This window comes from Pedobacter vanadiisoli, from assembly GCF_042684385.1.
GTDB classification, from domain to species: domain Bacteria; phylum Bacteroidota; class Bacteroidia; order Sphingobacteriales; family Sphingobacteriaceae; genus Pedobacter; species Pedobacter vanadiisoli.
The window spans coordinates 565,569-585,106 of record NZ_JBHULL010000007.1 but is presented as its reverse complement, the minus strand read 5'-3'; the positions used below and the strand labels follow the sequence as shown (position 1 = coordinate 585,106).

Sequence of the window (19,538 nt, the reverse complement as noted above, 5' to 3'; positions counted from 1 at the left end):
CCAAAGGAGTATTTTAAATAGTTTTTTAATAATTTTGCAGCTTAAATATTAATAATTTGTCTGTTATACTTGCTATCGAATCTTCTTGCGATGACACATCCGTTGCTATTTGTAACAACGGCAAAATTACTGCCAATGTTATTGCAAACCAAACAATTCATCAAAATTATGGTGGTGTTATACCTGAATTAGCTTCGAGGGTACACCAACAAAATATTGTACCTGCCGTACAGCAAGCTTTAATTAATGCCAAAGTTACAAAACAGGACATTAATGCCGTAGCTTTTACACGTGGCCCTGGTCTTTTAGGCTCTTTGCTGGTCGGCGTTTCGTTTGCAAAATCTTTCGCATTAGCTTTAAATGTACCTCTAATTTCTGTAAATCATATGCATGCGCATATTTTGGCGCATTTTATTGATGATCCTAAACCCAGTTTCCCGTTTTTGTGCCTTACCGTTTCGGGTGGCCATACACAGATCGTGCTGGTGAAAGATTATTTTGACATGGAGATTGTTGGCGAAACATTGGATGATGCAGCAGGCGAAGCTTTTGATAAAACCGCTAAATTACTGGCATTGCCTTATCCCGGCGGACCACTTGTTGATAAACATGCACAGCATGGAAATCCTTTGGCCTTTAAATTTGCTGAACCTCAAATTGCCGATCTGAATTTTAGTTTTAGTGGTTTTAAAACTTCTATCCTGTATTTTATCAGGAAGCAGGAAAAAGAAAATCCTGATTTTATAGCCGAAAATTTAGATGATATCTGTGCATCGGTTCAATATAGTATTGTGCAGATTTTGATGAACAAATTGAAGAAAGCTGCCAAACAATACGGAATTAAAGAAATTGCGATTGCCGGTGGTGTTTCTGCAAACTCAGGTTTAAGAAATGGATTACAACAGGCTGCAGATGAACTGGGCTGGAACATTTATATCCCGGCTTTTCAGTATTGTACCGATAATGCAGGGATGATTGCCATTGCGGGATACCATAAGTTTTTGAAAAAAGATTTTGTAGGACAGGATGTTTCGCCAATGGCGCGGATGGAATTTTAGGGAGGTTATGTTGGTTCATTGGTCATTAGTTCACTAGTCATTAGTTCATTGGTCATTGGTTAATTGGTGATTGGTACATTGGTCATTGGTTCATTAGTTAGTTGGTGATTAGTTCATTGGTCATTGGTTCATTAGGCATTGGTTCATTGGTCATTGGCTAATTGGTGATTAGTTCACTGGTGATTGGTTCATTGGTTAATTGGTGATTAGTACATTAGCCATTGGCTAATTGGTGATTGGTTCATTAGTTAATTGGTGATTAGTTCATTGGTCATTAGTTCACTGGTGATTGGTTCATTGGTCGATAATTTATGATTAATGGCCTGAACTTGTTAGCCTGTTACCACTTAGTGAGCGTCATCCTGAATTTATTTCGGGATCTTTGTTTTTTGCACTTCGGCGGTAAAAAACTGTAAACAGCCAATTGAAAACTGGCAATGAGAATTATTTTAAATTGAACTTATATATATGACTGGAGCATCATTAATATTTTGGATTGTTTGTGCGGTACCGCTTATCGCTATCATTTACTGGTTAATCAGAAAAGATAAAGACAAGCTTAAAGGAAGTTGGGGTGTAATCATTTTAGGGGCCCTGGTTATTGCTGCTCTCCTGGTGATTGTATACGTTACCAAAGACTTCGATGCTGTTTTTAGCCAGAATTAGGCTGTTTTTATTTTTTATTTAGACTTATTCTATTTAGTGTTTGTTTTTCTATCTTTGCCAAAATTTAAGATAGATGAAAAAACTTATACTGATTATTACTGCCCTTGCCTGTAATTTTCTTATCGTGCACGCACAAAATGTTAAGATAGAAGGGCATGTTAAAGACCAAAGAAGCGAAATCCCCTACACCAGCATATCCATGTTTGGCCAGAAAGTCCAGGCGGACAGCAAAGGTTATTATTCTTTGTACATCAAGAGCGGTGTGTCTTTTAACATCAGTGTAAACGCGGTGGGCTACAAAACATTTACACAGCATATCCCATCGGTAAAAAACGATACAACCATCAATATCACATTGGAAGCTGTTACCAATACCCTCGATGAGGTGGTGATCTCTACTTCAAGAAAAGCTGAAGACATTAAAAATATTACCACTTCGGTAAGTATTGTAAATAAGAAAAAGCTGGAGAGAGAAATGGCCATTACGCCCGATTTAAGCACCGTTTTGGCCAATCAGGTTCCCGGTTTTGCACCAACCGCCCAAACCGGTAATAATGTTGGACAGAACTTGCGCGGCCGCCCGATGCTGGTGATGATAGATGGGGTTTCACAATCTTCGCCCTTAAGAAATGCGGAGGTAGACCTGAGATCAATTGATCCCTCGGTACTCGAACGCATTGAAGTGGTAAAAGGGGCAACTGCTATTTATGGCAATGGGGCTGCCGGCGGATTGGTAAATTACATCACCATGGTTCCAGATACTGCTGCAAAATTCGCCGGTAAAACCCAGATCAATTTAAACGGATCGCTGGTGAAGGTTAAAAACTCCGAAGGAGGAAGAATTAACCAGATGTTTTATGGGAAGCTGGGGCAGTTTGATTATGTAGTGAGCGGAATGTACGAGCAGACCGGAGAATATAAAGATGCAAAGGGCGATGTTGTTGGCCCTAACTATAGCTTAGGCGAAACAGATACGTACAATGCATTTGCCAAATTAGGTTATGTACCTGCCAAAAATCAGCGGATACAGCTTACTTATAATACTTACAGCAGTTTGCAGAACAGTAATTTTACTTTGGTAAACGGTAATGTGGCAACGGGACAAAAAGCAACAGGGGTATTGGGAAAACCACTCGGCATTCCGACCGGGGTTGATTATAATCACAATTTAAATCTGTCGTATAAAATAGATAGTACTTTTCTCCGGTCGAGTTTAAATGCAGATGTTTATTACGAAACCCGTAAAGATGTATTCTATGTATCGTTAGGGCGTTTTGATGGAGGTGATGGCCAGTCGCTTGCCAAAAATGATAAAAAGGGAGCACGTTTATTTTTTGAAACACCAATCCTGAACCGCGATTTTTTGAAAATAAGCCTGGCCTATGGTGCAGATTTTATGAAAGATAAAACTTCGCAGCCGCTGGTTGATGGCAGGGTATGGGTACCAACAATGGATATGACCAATACGGCACCTTTTGCACAGGCAGATTTTAATATTTTAAGCAAGCTTGTATTTAAAACCGGTTTGCGTTACGAGAATGTAAATATAGCGGTTGATGATTACCGTACCTTAAGAACTACCGGAGCAAACAATACGACCATTACCCCGTCTTTTGATGTAACCGGAGGAAATTTAAAATACAGTACCTATCTTTTTAATGCCGGCCTAAGGTATAATCAGTTTAGTATTTTTAGTCCTTTTGTGAGTTTCTCTCAAGGCTTTTCAGTGATGGATATTGGCCTTGCCTTACGTGATGCAAAAGTAAACAGTATCGACAAGATTAATACAGATGCCGTAAAAGTTAATAATTATGAGGCAGGATTCGAAAGCAGGATTGCGGGGTTAACCTTATCTGCTTCTGCTTATATCAGTACCTCAAAACTGGGAATCGAAGTGGTTTATGATCCTGCTACCGGTTTGTTTAATACGGCCAGAAATCCGGAAAAAATTTATGGTTTTGAAGTTGCTGCAGATTACCGTTTGATAGATGTTTTAAGTTTATCGGCCAGTTATAGCTATACAGAAGGAAAACGTGATATTGATAAAAACGGTAAATTTAACGACGCGGTAGATCTTTACCTTAACGGACGCCGCATTTCGGCCCCGAAGGTTACGGCATCGGTTACCTATAGCCCGTTAAAAGTATTGGATTTAACCCTGAATTATACGGGCATCAATTCACGCGACCGCTTCCTGAAAAACGCCAATGGTGTATATAATGGAAACGAAGGTGCAGTAAAAGCTTATCATTTATTCAGCTTCGCCGGGATTTACCAGGTTAAAAAGAATACCAGGCTTACTTTAGGTATCGACAATATTTTTAACCAGGATTACTTTCCGGCAAGGGCGCAATGGTTTATGCAGCCAGGTTTTTATTCGAAAGGAAGAGGTACTTCGGTAAACTTTGGTATTTCGGTTAGTTATTAGCGAAGGTTTTAAAATAGAAAGATGCTGTACCATATTTGTAATTTCACCTATAGTCTGTCACGTTGAGCCTGTCGAAACGGCTTTAAAGTATTTAGATAAGGTCTTTCGACAAGCTCAGGATGACAGTTTTATAGTTATGATACAGCCTCTTATTTATCTTCAGATTTAGTTGATCCGGTTTATTTTTCTGCCAGATGCTCGCCTGTTACTTCGGTTTTAATTTTAATTTCCAGTTCTTCGGCAAGTTCAGGATTATCGCTCAACAATTGTTTTACAGCATCTCTGCCCTGACCAAGTTTGGTATCTCCGTAAGAGAACCACGAACCCGCTTTTTTGATGATGCCAAAATCAACACCCAGGTCGATAATCTCTCCGTTTTTAGAAATACCTTCGCCAAACATCACATCAAATTCTGCGATACGGAAAGGAGGGGCCACTTTATTTTTAACAATTTTTACTTTAACGCGGTTACCGGAAACTTCGTCTGAGTCTTTAATCTGTGAAATACGGCGGATATCTAAACGTACTGAAGCATAAAATTTAAGGGCATTACCACCGGTAGTGGTTTCCGGGTTACCAAACATTACCCCTATTTTATCGCGCAACTGGTTAATGAAAATACAGCAACATCCGGTTTTTGAAATGGTACCGGTTAATTTACGTAATGCCTGACTCATTAAACGGGCATGTAAACCCATTTTACTGTCGCCCATTTCGCCTTCAATTTCACTCTTAGGAACCAAAGCCGCAACAGAGTCAATTACGATTACGTCTATCGCGCCAGAGCGGATCAGGTTATCAGCAATTTCCAAAGCCTGCTCGCCATTATCTGGCTGGGAGATTAAAAGGTTGTCGGTATCTACACCCAGTTTCTTTGCATAAAACTGATCGAAAGCATGCTCTGCATCTATAAATGCTGCAATGCCGCCTTTTTTCTGTGCTTCGGCAATAATGTGTGTTGCCAAAGTTGTTTTACCGGAAGATTCCGGACCATAAATTTCGATGATACGCCCTTTTGGAATACCGCCAATGCCTAAAGCAATATCCAAACTGATTGATCCGGTAGAAATAAAATCTATAGGCTCAACGGCAGTATCGCCAAGTTTCATGATGGTGCCTTTACCATAAGATTTTTCTAGTTTATCTAAAGTAAGTTGCAGGGCTTTTAATTTATCTGGATTTGCAGTGCTCATTTCTTTTTTTATTGATTTCGTAAATATAATCGATTATCGGCTAATATACTTAAATGTTGATATTTAAAATACTAATATATTTAGCTAAGTTAAATGTTTTTTAGCTAATGTCAATAGTAAAATGAAAATATTTTTTTAAGCTTTTAGCTTGTCTCTTTCGTTTTGGGCGGTTAAACGTTCGAAATACCTGCACATGTAGGTAATTTCACAAACATCGCATTTCGGGTTACGGGCTACACAAACGTAACGCCCGTGCAGAATAAGCCAGTGGTGTGCAATGTGGATGTCGTGTTCGGGAAGGTTTTTAACCAAATCCTTTTCAACTGCCAGGGGAGTTTTGCCATTGGTTAAACCCAAACGGTTGGCCACGCGGAAAACATGGGTATCAACCGCCATAGCCGGAGCATTGTAAATTACAGAGGCAATTACATTGGCTGTTTTGCGTCCAACACCAGGCATTTTCTGTAAATCGTCAATCCCCGAAGGTACCACATTATTAAATTCGTTAAGTAGGATATTGGCCATGCCCACCAGGTGCTTTGCCTTATTGTTGGGATAACTGATGCTTTTGATATAATCGAAAACAATATCGGGAGTAGCTTCTGCCAGCGCTTTAGCATTGGGAAAGCGCTGAAAAAGGGCGGGAGTTACCATGTTTACCCTTTTGTCGGTACACTGGGCAGAGAGGATCACTGCCACTAAAAGCTGATAAGGGTTATTATAATGTAACTCGGTTTCTGCATCAGGTTGCTTGGCCGAAAAATGTTCTACAAAAAGTTTGTAGCGTTCTTTTTTAAGCATATGCAAATATAGGTTAAAGATGGAAAATGTAACTGCCAAATTGGAAGAAGAGCATGTAGAACGGAAGAACCAGAAGATAAACTGTAATTTGTCGCTATGAATTATATAGGGACCTTTTAGCCATGGCCAGATTTGACGGGTAAGGTAAAGACATTAATCAGTTCAGGATTGGGAGCGCAATTTGGTGCTAAGATTAAGGTTTTTTCCTGTTTTCCGCTTTTACGCTTTCCCGAAAGTTCGGGATACCTCGTTGCTGCAAGATAACGCTGCAACCAGGGCTAGGTGGGTAATACAGTATTTCATTTTTAGGGTTTGCAGGCGGCATAATCCCTTGTTTCTAAAGCCGACCAGATAGATATTGGATGAGCGTGGGATATTACTAAAGAGTTTCGCCGTTTTTGCAGTAACCTTTGTTAAATAAACCCGGTAGGAGCGTGTATCCCGATTTAAGCATGTGTTTATGTTATACTTTGGTGTGCTTGCTTGTTTCACAGGTTTCTATCGGGATAAAGCGGATAACGGGACTGCTGCTCCCGAAGAATTACTGGACGTCCGTTTCCAAAAACAAAAAAAGATATGGTAAGTAACTGCTAGTATAGAAATACCTTTATAATTGTTTTAATCCATTTAACTGCTAATGGCTTAATGTCCAGCCTTTGACCCGATCATGAAACACATAATTATGTAAACATTTTCGGTAAACGTGTAACATCCGGAAGGGCCATACCGCTAGCTTTGTTTAAAATTTAAACACAAAATGAAAATCTTATTTAAATTATGTACAATCCAGGTTATTGTACTAATGATGGCTGGTGGTTTATCAGCCCAGGAAAAAGCAGCAGCAGTTAGCCCGCTACAGGCTTATTATGAAGTTAAAGATGCCTTAGTTAGCAGCAACGCAAGTGTGGCTGGCACCAAAGCTACCGCATTTATTAATGCAATAAAAGCCAACGGGAAAACCAATGCTTCGAAAGCACTGCGTGATAAAATATTATTTGATGCCGAGCATATTGCGGAGAGTAAAGACATCGAACATCAAAGAGATCATTTTACTTCTTTATCGACGGATTTTTATGCTTTGGTAAAAGCGGTAAAACTGAATGATAAACCGGTGTATTACGCGTATTGTCCGATGAAAAAAAGCTATTGGTTAAGCGATAGCGAGGGGATAAAAAACCCGTATTATGGGAATAAAATGTTAACTTGTGGCAAGGTAACCGAGGTACTTAAATAAAGCACAAACCAAAAATGAAATTTATTTTAGTTTGTTGTCTTGGTATTTTACTCAGTGGTTCTGCTTCTGCTCAACATCAGCATCAGGAGGTAAAAGCCGCTGCCCCAAAAAAAGTATCTCCACAGGCAAACAACCCGGAAACGTTTGATAATAACAAGCTGCCAAGGGTAGTGCGTTATGATTTGTATGTTGCAGATACCACGGTAACCTTTGGCGGTAAACCTAAACGAGCCATTGCAGTTAACGGGCAGATACCTATGCCAACGTTGACCTTTACTGAGGGCGATACTGCAGAAATACATGTGCACAATAAGCTAAAAGAGTCGACCTCGTTGCATTGGCACGGGCTGTTTTTGCCTAACCGGTATGATGGAGTTCCCTATTTAACCCAGATGCCCATCGAACCCAATACAACCCATGTTTACCGTTTTCCAATTATACAGAACGGTACCCATTGGTACCACAGCCATTCAGGCCTGCAGGAGCAGATTGGGATGTACGGTGCCATGATCTTAAATAAAAGAAAGGAGCCTGCCATACCTACGGTTCCGGTAGTTTTAAGTGAATGGACCAATATGATGCCCCATGAAGTTGACAGGCGATTGCACAATGCCAATGATTGGTTCGCGATAAAAAAGGGTACCACGCAAAGTTATGCTGAAGCCATAAAAAGCGGACATTTTAAAACCAAGCTCACCAACGAACTGAAGCGGATGAACGCCATGGATGTAAGTGATGTGTATTACGAAGCATTTTTGGTAAACGGAAAGAACCAATACCAGGTACCAAATACCCTTAAGGCAGGCGATAAGGTACGGTTGCGCATTGCTAACGGTGGGGCTTCTACCTATTTCTGGCTCACTTATGCCGGTGGGAAAATAACGGTAGTGGCCAACGATGGTAACGATGTAGTGCCCGTAGAAGTAGACAGGCTTATTATTGCCGCTTCCGAAACCTATGATGTAGTGGTAACCGTGCCTGAAAATAAAAGTTACGAATTTTTGGTAACACCCGAAGACCGTACCCGATCAGCCTCTCTATGGCTTGGCAAAGGGGAAAAGGTGCCGGCTCAAAAATTACCCAAATTGAAATATTTCGAAGGCATGAAAATGATGAACGAAATGATGGATATGAATGGGAATATGGTACAGATGGAGGGGATGAAAATGCAGAACCAGGTGATGGATATGAATGCGGTAATGTATACGGAGTTGGATGATGCCATGACAGGTGCTGCCGATGCGCATAAAGCACAAGGCATGGATAGCCACAACATTGCCAAAGGACCCATTACCACATTGAATTATGATATGTTGCGTTCACCCGAAAAAACGGTCTTACCTCAAGGACCAACCCGCGAGATGGAGTTCCAGTTAACGGGCAACATGAACCGTTATGTGTGGACTTTGGATAATAAAACCATCTCGGAAGAAGATAAGATCCTGATCAAAAAGGGCGAAAATCTGCGCATCATTTTGTATAATAACAGTATGATGCGGCATCCTATGCATTTGCACGGACACGATTTCAGGGTAATTAATGGGCAGGGCGATTACGCTCCTTTAAAAAATGTACTCGATATCATGCCTATGGAGCGTGATACCATTGAGTTTAGCGCTTCAGAAAGCGGCGATTGGTTTTTTCACTGCCACATTTTGTACCACATGATGAGCGGGATGGGTAAAATTTTCAGCTATGAAAACTCGCCCCCAAACCCCGAAATCCCAAACCCTAAATTGGCACAGCGAAAACTTTATGCTGACGACAGGATGTTTCATTTTATGGCCGAAAACGATTTTGCCAGCAACGGAAACGATGGTATGGCCATGTTGGCCAATACGCGCTGGAGCATTGGAACGGAATGGCGCCTGGGTTATAATAATATGCACGGCTTTGAAACCGAAACCCATATTGGCCGGTATATAGATAGAATGCAGTGGTTAATGCCTTTTGTAGGCTTCGATTGGCGTTACCGTAAAATGGAAGTTGGTAAAGCGGAAAGCAATATTTTTGGCCAAAAAAGTACAAAAGATAAAAGAAGCATGTTTAGCCTGGGGCTTGCCTATACCTTACCCATGTTGGTTATAGCACAGGCAGAAGTTTATCACGATGGTAACGTGCGTTTACAGTTCATGCGCGAAGATATCCCGGTTTCTAAGCGCCTAAGGGCAAGTTTTATGGTAAATAGTGATAAGGAATTTATGGGCGGACTTAAATTTATTGCCACTAAATACATGGGCATTTCTGCACACTATGATAGCGATATGGGCTTTGGTGCAGGCTTAACACTTAATTATTGAGTTAACCATTCGTAATCTCGTTCAGCAACTTGTCGCATTCTGCAAAAGCATGATACAGGTATTTATTACGGTGTTTTTCTCCCTGGCCGCTAAATGAAACCGATTTCATGATCAGGCCCTGCATCCATTTTTTGGTTTGATTGCAATAAGCCTGGTCTTCGGTTCGTAAGTAATTAAAGGTGTTAAACCTGTTGTAACAGGTCATGCGGTCCTTAAAATCAACCAGGTAAGCAATGCTTCCCAGTACATCGCAATTGTACCAATTAAAGGTATGGTTGGGATCGATGGTTTTTTTGCTGCTAATGGCATACATGTTCATATCGGTAAGGCAATACCTTACCTGCTCTACAATTTTTACAGCCAGTTCGGTGTCGCCAAGATGACCAGCTTCAAAAGCATACCTGATCTGCTCTAAAGTGCCGCTGATGGTATCTTTCGACCATATTTCGGTGCTTGGTATTTCCAGATAGGTGGCGTGCAGTTCCTGCGAAATTTTAATAATTTCATCGGAAAGGAAGGAAGCACTAAAGGGTATTTCTAAGTTATTGGTGCTGTTTGCCCAAAAGAAGAGTTTAAAACGGGTAAGTTCCGGGTACTTGAAAAAATGAAATAAAGGAATATCATCAGTAGTAATGGTGATGTGTTTATGATTGCTGTTCTTGATGGCCTTTATGTTATCCAGTAAATTTCGGAGATAGCCAATCATATCTAAATCTTCGTTTACACTTAAATAGCTAAAAGTAACTGATAACGATTGTTTCGGGCTGTACAGAAAAGGGACGTCGAAACAATCAGAAAGTTTAATGATCTGTTGAAAAGTGAGGTTGCTGTCGCCCCTTATTTTCTTATACGCCTCATTGGTGCTGATCCCTAATTCTTCGGCTACACTCAGCGCCAGGTTCTGGTATTCCGGCAGTGCTGACTTAATAGCCTGAAAAAATAATGTTTGCTGAGTATTCATAAAGATTAATTTATAAATAAAATAACACTGATTTTAATAATTATATTGATTATTGAGTGCTGTTAATTTACAAAGTATATCTTTAATAGCTATTTTCAGGTTAATATATTCTTTTAAAGATATTTTTTGTTTATTCTTTAATCTTTAGAGTTAATACGTGATTAATGTGTGTTTTAAATTTGATTAAGAAATTTAAATATCAGCACATGAACAAATTAAGATTTATAAAAGATGAAGGCTCCGAATTCTATAAAGAATTGAACGAGCAGATTGAACAATATTTCATTGATAAGGGGTTACAGAGAACCGGTAATACAAAGATGCTCTTCAAGATTTTCCTTTACTTCGGTTTGGATATCCTGTTCTACACCTTAATGATTACCAGCCATTCGGTAGTTACATTTTACGCTTTCTACCTGCTAATGGGGCTTTCCATTTTGTTAACTGCTTTTAATGTTTCGCACGATGCAGCCCATGGTGTGGCGGTAAAGAGTAAATTCTGGAACCGGATATTGTTTTCGCTCAGTTTTAACCTGCAGGGTAACAATGCCTATGTTTGGGGTAAAAACCATAACGAATCGCACCATTTATATACCAATATAGAAGGCAGTGATATTGATGTGCTGAATAATCCATTGTTCAGGATGACGGAATCTCAGCCTTTGGAATGGTACCACCGGTATCAGTTTATTTATGTGCCGTTTTTATACCTGTTCTACTCCATTAACTGGTTCTTTTTTAGAGAAATCCTGATGTTGTTCAATTTATCAAGCCGGACCATTAAAATTAGCATTCCTAAAAATGAAGCTGTTAAACTGGTTGTGTATAAAGTCCTGTATATAGGTTACATGATTGTTTTACCTGTTTGCCTGCTGCCTTTCGGCTGGCCAACGGTTTTGCTGGCCTTTCTACTGAATCATTTTATGATTTCGCTATTATTTGTAGCGGTGCTGGGTGTAGCGCATTTATCTGATTATGTATCTCATCCGGTGCCCGATATAGATCATAAATTGAACATGAGCTGGCCAAAATTGCAGTTGCTTACTTCTATAGATTATCATCCGGAGAGTAAATTTCTTAACTGGGTTTTGGGAGGGTTTAATGCACATGCAGTCCATCACCTGCTTCCGAATATTTGCCATGTACACTACCTTGAAATTATACCGATTTTTAAGGACCTGGTTAAAAAACATCAGCTTACTTACATGGAAATGTCGTATGGTGAATCGTTGGCTTCTCATTTCAGGTATTTAAAGATAATGGGAAAAAGTAAACAATTAATCCCGGCACGTTATGAAAGATAGGCATATACATGTAGCTGCCGATAGCCAATTGCTAAAGGCAATCTACAAGCGTGTTGCGCAAGAGCTTGTAGTAGATAAACTTGCTTTTATCAGAGCTATGGTAACCAAATTCCTGTTTTATTTTTTGCTTACCATACTGGCCTATGTGGCGCTATTTAAAATAGCTAATCCCATCGGTTTTGTAGGTTGTTTTGTAGGGTATGGTTTTATATCGTTGCTATTTGCTTTTAATTTTTCGCACGATTTTTCGCACAATACAGTTTTTAAAAGTAAACGCCTCAATCATATTTGTTTTGTTGTGATGTATACTGTGGTGGGTGCGCACGCAGAAGCCTGGAAATTACGGCATGTGAATTCGCACCATTATGCACCAAATGTGGCGGAATATGATTCGGACCTTAAAATATCTAATCTGATCAGGGTGGTGCCCGGCAGCAAACATTACTGGTTTCATCGTTATCAGCATTTGTATGCTCCACTGGCTTATACCAGCTATTCCCTCTTCTGGATTTTTGTTAAAGATTTTATTATCCTGTTCGGCAAAGATGATTACGCTACTAAAAAAACATTTATTTACTATTTGTCTTTTACCCTGCAGAAAATAAGTTATGTGTTGCTATTGTTGGTTTTGCCGATGTGTTTTGCACTTCAATCATGGGGAATGGTATTGCTGGGTTTTCTATTGATGCATTTAGCGCAGTCATTATTTCTGTTGTTTACTTTCTTTATGACGCACCATGTCGAATCTACACAGTATCCGGTTACTGATGCAGCCGGATACATCAATGCTTCGTGGTTAATGAACCAGATTAAAAGTTCTAATGATATGCACCCCTTTAGTAAAACAGCTAATTTTATCCTTGGTGGGTTTAACAACCATATTGCTCACCATTTATTTCCACATTATCATCATATTTTTTATCCTCAAATCAGCCGTATTTTATACCAAATACTACAGGAGCAGGGTATTGAGCCAAATGCTACCAGCTATTGGGGCGGAATCCAATCGCACTTAAGGTTACTGAGGAAGATGGGGGCAGCCGGATAATCTGAATGATCGGGTAGGTTTATCCGATCATTCTTTTTAATTTGTGGTTTTTTAGTAAGGTGGGTTTTGTTAACGGCACAGACCTTTAATCATAAACCTGATGGGAACGGCAGCCCGAGCTATTTCTGCGAGGCTATAGTGTACAGCAGGGCTGAAATTTTTGCTTGCACTTACATTCATTTTCTGCAAAATCAATTTGCAAATAATTTTGAATGATTTGGATTCTCTAATTCAATTATTGGTTTAATGAAAAGAAGTGGCCGGTACTTTAACCTGTTCAGTGGCTCCCTGGTTACTTTTGATTAACCAAAATGCAAAAAAAGCGCCGATTAAGGCCATTGCTGCACCCACGTAAGCCGGTGAAGTATAATCGAAACCATAAACCAGCGGAAGCCCTCCAAAGAAAGCGCCTAAGGCATTACCAATGTTAAAGCTCGCCTGACTGGCTGAGGCTGCCAGCATTTCGGAGCCTTTAGCACTTTGGATCATCAACATCTGGATAGGGGCAGCTAGTGAAAAAGCAACCGCACCGGTAATAAATGTCATGATTAGCGCCAATGGCTGACTTGCAGATACAAAGTGTACAATGGTTAAAGTAACGACCATGGTGAGCAATAAAGCTGCAGATGCTTTGGCTGGCGAGAATTTATCGGCCAAACGTCCACCAATGTAATTGCCGAACAACATGCCTAAACCGGCCAGCATTAATATATACGTTACCGCATTTGGCGAAAAACCGGCAACATCTGTCATTAACGGCGCGATATAACTGTACCAGGTAAATAATCCGCCTGTTCCGATAGAGATCATGAAAATAATGATCCACGCTTCTCTTTTTTTGAAGAAACTTAATTCGGCTTTTAAATCGCGGTTTTTTGTGGCTTCAAGCGCTGGCAGCCATAATTTTAAGCTTAACAAAGTAACGAGGCCAACAAGTACCACAACGGCAAAAGATATGCGCCAGGAGAAATTATGGCCAATAAAGGTGCCCAAAGGTACGCCAACAATATTGGCAATGGTTAAGCCCATAAACATAAGTGATACCGCTTGTGCGGCTTTTCCTTTTTCAGCAATTCTGCTGGCCACTACCGATCCTACACCGAAAAATGCACCATGAGGCAAGCCAGAAAGCAACCGGGCAACAAACAAGACATTGAAAGTAGGCGCGAATGCAGATAAAGCATTGAAAACGGTAAACATGATCATCAAAGCAATCAATATCATTTTTGGCGGATATTTACCTGCAATCATAATCAATAATGGAGCGCCAATTACCACACCTAAAGCGTAGGCTGAAATTAAATGCCCGGCCTGTGGGATGGTTACAGCTAAATCTTTTGAGATATCGGGTAATAAACCCATCATTACAAATTCAGTGATTCCGATGCCTAAACCGCCTAAAGTGAGTGGAAGTAGATTCTTGTTCATAATACCCTTAGTGTTAAAATTACACTATGCAAAGGTAAGGCTTTTTATGGTAGGGGATTGTAAAAATTAGGCCATTTATGAGGGATGGAAGATGTGGGAAGGAAGATGGGTAAGGTATGGTTAAGCGGTTGATGGGGTCAGTGGTTTATTGTTAGATTGCTTTATTATTGGATTGCTCATTAACGCAATTTTTAACTGGCACTTTGAAGTTACTAATGAACCAATGGCCAGTGAACTAATGAACTATCGTCAAAAAAAAGCTTGTCCCACCCCGTGAAACAAGCTTTTTTGACTTGTGTATAATTTCCTACTTTGTTCTGCTGTAAGCTAAAATCTTGTTGATGGTTTCATCTTGGGGATTTTTAGCCAGTCTATCCAACTTACCTTTTATTTGATCATAAAATAAGTCGATTTCTGCATCAGATTCCATATCAGTTTTAGGCTGAAACATGCTGGGTGTAGGTAAATTTACATTGTTTTTTGATGTAGAGGTTTTTGTCATAAGCAACCGAATGTGATAAGTTTTATAAACTTAACGATAGTTCAGATGCTTTATTTCAAGCCCTAAAATATTTTATGCAACAATTTTGTTACCCTTTGTAGGTCATTTCCTTTGTTTTAAGCATTTTGCGCAGATTACTTAATGCATAGCGCATACGGCCTAGGGCAGTATTAATGCTTACATCGGTTAAATCGGCGATTTCCTTGAAGCTTAAATCAGCGTAATGACGCATTAAAAGCACTTCTTTCTGCTCATCAGGCAATAAATGGATCATGGCCTTTAAGTCTTTATGAGTTTGTTCGCGAAGTATTCTGTCTTCTGCACTTTCGTCATAAAAGTGTAGCATATTGAAGACATCCATTCCATCTGAACTGGTGATGATTGGGGTTCTTTTTTCTTTTCTGAAATAATCGATAACCAGGTTGTGCGCTATACGCATAACCCAAGGCAAAAACTTGCCTTCTTCATTATACCTTCCTGATCGCAGTGTATTGATTACCTTTATAAAAGCATCCTGAAAAATGTCTTCCGCCAGATATTGGTCTTTAACCAATAAGTAGATAGAGGTATAAATTTTGCTTTTATGTCTTCTTAAAAGTTCCTGCAATCCATCCTCGTTCCCGGTAATATATACCTTTACCAGGTCCTGATCGTTATATGATTGTAAATTCATAGGTTTACCTACACTAAATCCCTTACTATTTGCCAAAAATTAATTTGTAGATGTTTAATCTCTATAGCTGTTCTCCTATGTTTTTTGAATTGTTGGTTTGGTTTTGAGGTTGTTAATATCCAAAGAAAGTTATTTTTTTATCAAAAAACAAAAAATAAAATGTTAAAAAATAAATTAACCACCTCAGTACCCTATTTTTGTATCTTCTTAAAAACCCAAATTACTTTATTGGGTTTATACCTTTATATCCTTTACAATACATGAGCAAAAAAGAGGCCGAAAAAGATCCGCATAAAAATATTATCATAAAAGGTGCCCGGGTGCACAACTTAAAAAACATCGATGTTGCCATTCCAAAAAATAAACTGGTGGTGGTAACGGGTATGTCGGGCTCGGGCAAATCTTCACTCGCATTCGATACATTATACGCAGAAGGGCAACGCCGGTATGTAGAAAGTTTATCATCATATGCGCGCCAGTTTATGGGGCGGATGAATAAACCTGATGTAGATTATATTAAAGGTATAGCCCCTGCTATTGCGATTGAACAGAAAGTAATTACTTCGAATCCGCGTTCAACAGTAGGTACCTCGACCGAGATTTACGATTATCTGAAGCTGCTTTTCTCGCGTATCGGGAAAACCATTTCGCCTATTTCGGGTAAAGAAGTGAAAAAGGACTCGGTAAGTACGGTGGTAGATTATATAAATGCCATGCCTGAAGATACAACGGTAACCATTTTTTGCCCTTTATATCCGCATAACAACCGTACGATTAAAGAAGAACTGGCTATTTTATTACAGAAAGGATTTTTACGGGTACTGATCAATCATAAAATAGAAAAGATAGAAGCCGTTTTAGACGATGCTGACTTTAAAGACGCGGAGCTTACTGATGATAAAACCGTTCAGATCCTGATCGATCGGATCGTAACCAACCAGGAAGAGGAAACATTGAGCAGACTGGCCGATTCGGCACAGACTGCCTTTTTTGAAGGTAAGGGTGATTGTTATGTAGAGGCACAGGGTAAAACGAAACATTTTAGCGACCGTTTTGAATTGGATGGAATAAAATTCGAAGAGCCTACACCCAACTTTTTCTCTTTTAACAACCCTTATGGTGCCTGTAAACGCTGCGAAGGCTATGGAAATGTAATTGGTATCGATGAAGACCTGGTTATTCCTGATAAGAGTAAAAGTGTTTACGATAATGCCATAGCCCCATGGCGAGGCGAAAAAATGAACATTTGGCTGCAAAACTTTATTAAAGCTGCACCGAAATTCGATTTCCCTATCCACCGTCCATATAGTGCGCTTACTGAAAAAGAACAACAGTTGCTCTGGACGGGCAATAAATATTTTGCTGGCCTGGATGCTTTTTTCAAGGAACTGGAAGAGCAGACTTATAAAATCCAGTACAGGGTAATGTTATCCCGCTACCGTGGCAAAACCACCTGTCCTGATTGTAAGGGTTCGCGTTTGCGTAAAGACGCTTCTTATGTCAAAATAGCTGAAAAATCCATTATCGATGTGGTTTTGATGCCTTTATCAAAAGCTTTGGTTTTCTTTAACGAACTTACATTAAACGCTAACGATACCAAAATTGCCAAACGTTTACTGGCCGAAATCAATAACCGTTTTCTTTATTTAAACAATGTGGGCCTGGGTTACCTTACACTCAACCGTTTATCGAATACTTTGTCGGGAGGAGAATCGCAAAGGATTAACCTGGCTACCTCTTTGGGAAGCAGTTTGGTGGGATCGGTTTATGTGTTAGATGAGCCGAGTATTGGTTTACACCCCCGCGATACAAATAAACTGATTGAGGTGCTGGTTTCGCTGCGCAATGTAGGCAATACAGTGCTGGTGGTAGAGCACGAGGAAGAAATGATGCGTGCAGCCGATCATATTATCGATATTGGTCCTGAGGCAGGTACACATGGCGGTAAACTGGTTTTCAGTGGTAATTACGAGGAGATTCTAAAAGATAAAAATAGTTTAACAGGCCGGTACCTATCGGGAATAGAAAAAATCGCCATTCCGGAGAAACGCCGGAAGTGGAAAGATCATATCCTGATTAAGGGAGCAAGGGAGAACAACCTGAAAAATATCGATGTTAAGTTTCCGTTGGGTGTGTTTACCGCAGTTAGTGGGGTTTCTGGTTCAGGAAAAACAAGTTTGGTTAAAAAAATATTATATCCTTCGCTACAAAAAGCAATTGGAAACTATGCCGGCGAACAGACAGGTGCTTACGATGGTATTTTCGGTAATTACGACCTGGTAAGTGCGGTAGAGCTGGTAGATCAGAACCCTATCGGGCGTTCGAGCCGTTCCAATCCGGTTACCTATGTAAAAGCCTGGGATGATATCCGTACCTTATTTTCGGGACTGGCTGCTGCTAAGGCCGCCGGATTAAAGCCAGCTGCTTTCTCATTTAACGTAGAAGGTGGCCGTTGCGATGTTTGCCAGGGTGAAGGTGAGGTGAAGATCGAAATGCAGTTTATGGCCGATATTTATCTTCCCTGTGAGGCCTGTAACGGCAAGCGTTTTAAACAACAGGTTTTGGATGTAACTTATAAAGAGAAAAACGTTTCCGAGATTTTAGACATGACCATTGATGAAGCGGTTGATTTCTTTAAGGATGAACAAAAAATCCTGAATAAGTTAAATCCGTTGGTTGATGTGGGGTTGGGCTACGTGCATTTGGGGCAATCGTCAAATACATTATCGGGTGGTGAGGCCCAGCGGATCAAGCTGGCTTCGTTTCTGATTAAAGGTAACAATGCCAATAAAACACTCTTTATTTTTGATGAGCCAACCACTGGTTTGCATTTCCACGATATTAAAAAACTCTTAAAAGCACTAAATACACTGATAGAACAGGGTAATACCATTTTGGTTATCGAACACAATATGGATATAATTAAATGTGCCGATTGGGTAATCGATATTGGCCCTGAAGGCGGCGATGGTGGTGGTAATGTAGTGTTTGAAGGGGTGCCCGAAGACCTGGTTAAAGTAGAAAATTCGTACACCGGAAAATATTTGGCTGCGCATTTAAATTTAAATCCATAATTTCGGCAATGCTTTTTCTAACGTTTTTCATAGGCATTATCCTTAACGCTATGGGGTATATCCCTCCTGGCAACATCAATCTTACCGTTGCACAGCTCGCCATCAATAAAGGCATGCGGCAGGTTTGGTATTTTATTTTATCTTTCTCCTGTGTAGAAGTGTTTTTTACTTTCGGTATGATGCGCTTTGCCCGTTGGGCCATGAGTGATATTAACCCGAATGAGGCTGTTAGCGAGGTACGCCTAAGCACTTTGGTAGATTGCTTTATGATTGTGATGTTTTTGGTAATGGGTACTATTACCTGGAAAAACAGGAAAAAAGTGCCTAAAACCAGCAATACCAAAGAAGACAAACGTAGCGGCAGTGTGCTTTACGGACTAATTTTAGGGGTACTTAACCCTGTGCAGATTCCATTCTGGTTGTTTTTTGGTAATTACGTAATTTTACACCAATGGATCGAAACAGATTACCTTTCGCTGGTTATTTTTAGTCTGGGCTCGGGCGTTGGCTCGGCACTTGCCTTATATTTATATGCACACTTTGCCACTTACATTCAGGAAAAATTTGCCTTGAGCAGCCTGATAATCAATAAATCTATCGCCATATTTTTATTTGCACTTGCAGCATATTTAATGGTGAAACAAGCGATTGTTATTTTTTAAAATAAGCGAAGGTCTGCGCCAGTACGGGATCATTTCCTGTAGGCACCGTTAAAAATTCATCAGCTGAATTTGCTGGATCAGCGGGAACCTTTGTTTTCTCCCCACAGATTTAGGAAGATACACGCAGGTTGCCTTTCTATTCCGATTTAAATAGTTAGTTTGCCATGAAGGCACGGATCATTTCTGAGGCCATGGTTCGTGTCGCC

General features: G+C 40.0%; 15 protein-coding genes. 9 read left to right on the top strand and 6 right to left on the bottom strand.

What is annotated here, in order from left to right:
• Positions 1–56 precede the first annotated feature (56 nt).
• The 3 genes from tsaD (at position 57) to ACFSR6_RS08215 (ending at position 4,152) form a co-directional block, all read left to right on the top strand.
• Positions 57–1,058 carry a tRNA (adenosine(37)-N6)-threonylcarbamoyltransferase complex transferase subunit TsaD gene (gene tsaD / locus ACFSR6_RS08225; RefSeq protein WP_379077458.1) on the top strand — a complete coding sequence of 334 codons (1,002 nt, stop codon included), beginning with the start codon at positions 57–59 and terminating at the stop codon, positions 1,056–1,058.
• Positions 1,059–1,526: 468 nt separating this feature from the next.
• The gene (locus ACFSR6_RS08220; protein WP_183761585.1) at positions 1,527–1,724 is read left to right on the top strand and encodes a hypothetical protein; all 198 of its coding nucleotides are present in this window, start codon (positions 1,527–1,529) and stop codon (positions 1,722–1,724) included.
• Between the two features lie 73 nt (positions 1,725–1,797).
• A complete protein-coding gene (locus ACFSR6_RS08215) occupies positions 1,798–4,152 on the top strand; it encodes a TonB-dependent receptor (protein WP_379077455.1) in 2,355 nt (784 codons plus the stop codon).
• A 179-nt stretch (positions 4,153–4,331) separates the two neighbouring features.
• Here the strand turns inward: ACFSR6_RS08215 and recA are convergent, their stop codons facing one another.
• Both recA and nth read right to left on the bottom strand, forming a co-directional pair.
• A complete protein-coding gene (gene recA / locus ACFSR6_RS08210; RefSeq protein ID WP_183761591.1) occupies positions 4,332–5,345 on the bottom strand; it encodes a recombinase RecA in 1,014 nt (337 codons plus the stop codon).
• 135 nt (positions 5,346–5,480) lie between these two features.
• On the bottom strand, positions 5,481–6,146 hold the full coding sequence (nth, locus tag ACFSR6_RS08205) for an endonuclease III (RefSeq protein WP_343524017.1): 666 nt from the start codon (positions 6,144–6,146) through the stop codon (positions 5,481–5,483).
• Between the two features lie 757 nt (positions 6,147–6,903).
• Between nth and ACFSR6_RS08200 the strand changes: the two genes are divergently transcribed.
• Both ACFSR6_RS08200 and ACFSR6_RS08195 read left to right on the top strand, forming a co-directional pair.
• Complete coding sequence (locus ACFSR6_RS08200) at positions 6,904–7,380, top strand: DUF3347 domain-containing protein (RefSeq protein WP_379077451.1); 477 nt, start codon at positions 6,904–6,906, stop codon at positions 7,378–7,380.
• 14 nt (positions 7,381–7,394) lie between these two features.
• A complete protein-coding gene (locus tag ACFSR6_RS08195; RefSeq protein ID WP_379077449.1) occupies positions 7,395–9,680 on the top strand; it encodes a multicopper oxidase domain-containing protein in 2,286 nt (761 codons plus the stop codon).
• Position 9,681: 1 nt separating this feature from the next.
• Here the strand turns inward: ACFSR6_RS08195 and ACFSR6_RS08190 are convergent, their stop codons facing one another.
• Positions 9,682–10,641: a hypothetical protein gene (locus ACFSR6_RS08190; RefSeq protein WP_379077446.1), complete on the bottom strand. Its 960-nt coding sequence runs from the start codon at positions 10,639–10,641 to the stop codon at positions 9,682–9,684.
• Between the two features lie 206 nt (positions 10,642–10,847).
• Between ACFSR6_RS08190 and ACFSR6_RS08185 the strand changes: the two genes are divergently transcribed.
• Both ACFSR6_RS08185 and ACFSR6_RS08180 read left to right on the top strand, forming a co-directional pair.
• Positions 10,848–11,945 (top strand): fatty acid desaturase family protein, encoded by a 1,098-nt coding sequence (locus tag ACFSR6_RS08185; protein ID WP_379077443.1) that lies wholly within the window; start codon positions 10,848–10,850, stop codon positions 11,943–11,945.
• A complete protein-coding gene (locus ACFSR6_RS08180; RefSeq protein ID WP_379077440.1) occupies positions 11,935–12,993 on the top strand; it encodes a fatty acid desaturase family protein in 1,059 nt (352 codons plus the stop codon). The genes ACFSR6_RS08185 and ACFSR6_RS08180 overlap by 11 nt, the downstream gene beginning before the upstream one ends.
• A 243-nt stretch (positions 12,994–13,236) precedes the next feature.
• Here ACFSR6_RS08180 and ACFSR6_RS08175 read toward each other — a convergent pair whose 3' ends face one another.
• The 3 genes from ACFSR6_RS08175 to ACFSR6_RS08165 form a co-directional block, all read right to left on the bottom strand.
• Positions 13,237–14,421, bottom strand: coding sequence for an MFS transporter (locus tag ACFSR6_RS08175; RefSeq protein ID WP_379077437.1), 1,185 nt, complete (start codon positions 14,419–14,421; stop codon positions 13,237–13,239).
• Between the two features lie 307 nt (positions 14,422–14,728).
• Entirely contained in the window at positions 14,729–14,923 is a 195-nt protein-coding gene (locus ACFSR6_RS08170; RefSeq protein WP_379077435.1) for a hypothetical protein, read from the bottom strand.
• 88 nt (positions 14,924–15,011) lie between these two features.
• Positions 15,012–15,596, bottom strand: a complete 585-nt coding sequence (locus tag ACFSR6_RS08165; protein ID WP_379077432.1) for an RNA polymerase sigma factor — start codon at positions 15,594–15,596, stop codon at positions 15,012–15,014.
• A gap of 260 nt (positions 15,597–15,856) precedes the next feature.
• Here ACFSR6_RS08165 and uvrA point away from each other — a divergent pair, with 260 nt between their 5' ends.
• Positions 15,857–18,670, top strand: a complete 2,814-nt coding sequence (gene uvrA / locus ACFSR6_RS08160; protein ID WP_379077430.1) for an excinuclease ABC subunit UvrA — start codon at positions 15,857–15,859, stop codon at positions 18,668–18,670.
• Between the two features lie 8 nt (positions 18,671–18,678).
• The gene (locus tag ACFSR6_RS08155) at positions 18,679–19,332 is read left to right on the top strand and encodes a LysE family transporter (RefSeq protein ID WP_379077428.1); all 654 of its coding nucleotides are present in this window, start codon (positions 18,679–18,681) and stop codon (positions 19,330–19,332) included.
• The last annotated feature ends 206 nt before the right edge of the window (positions 19,333–19,538 follow it).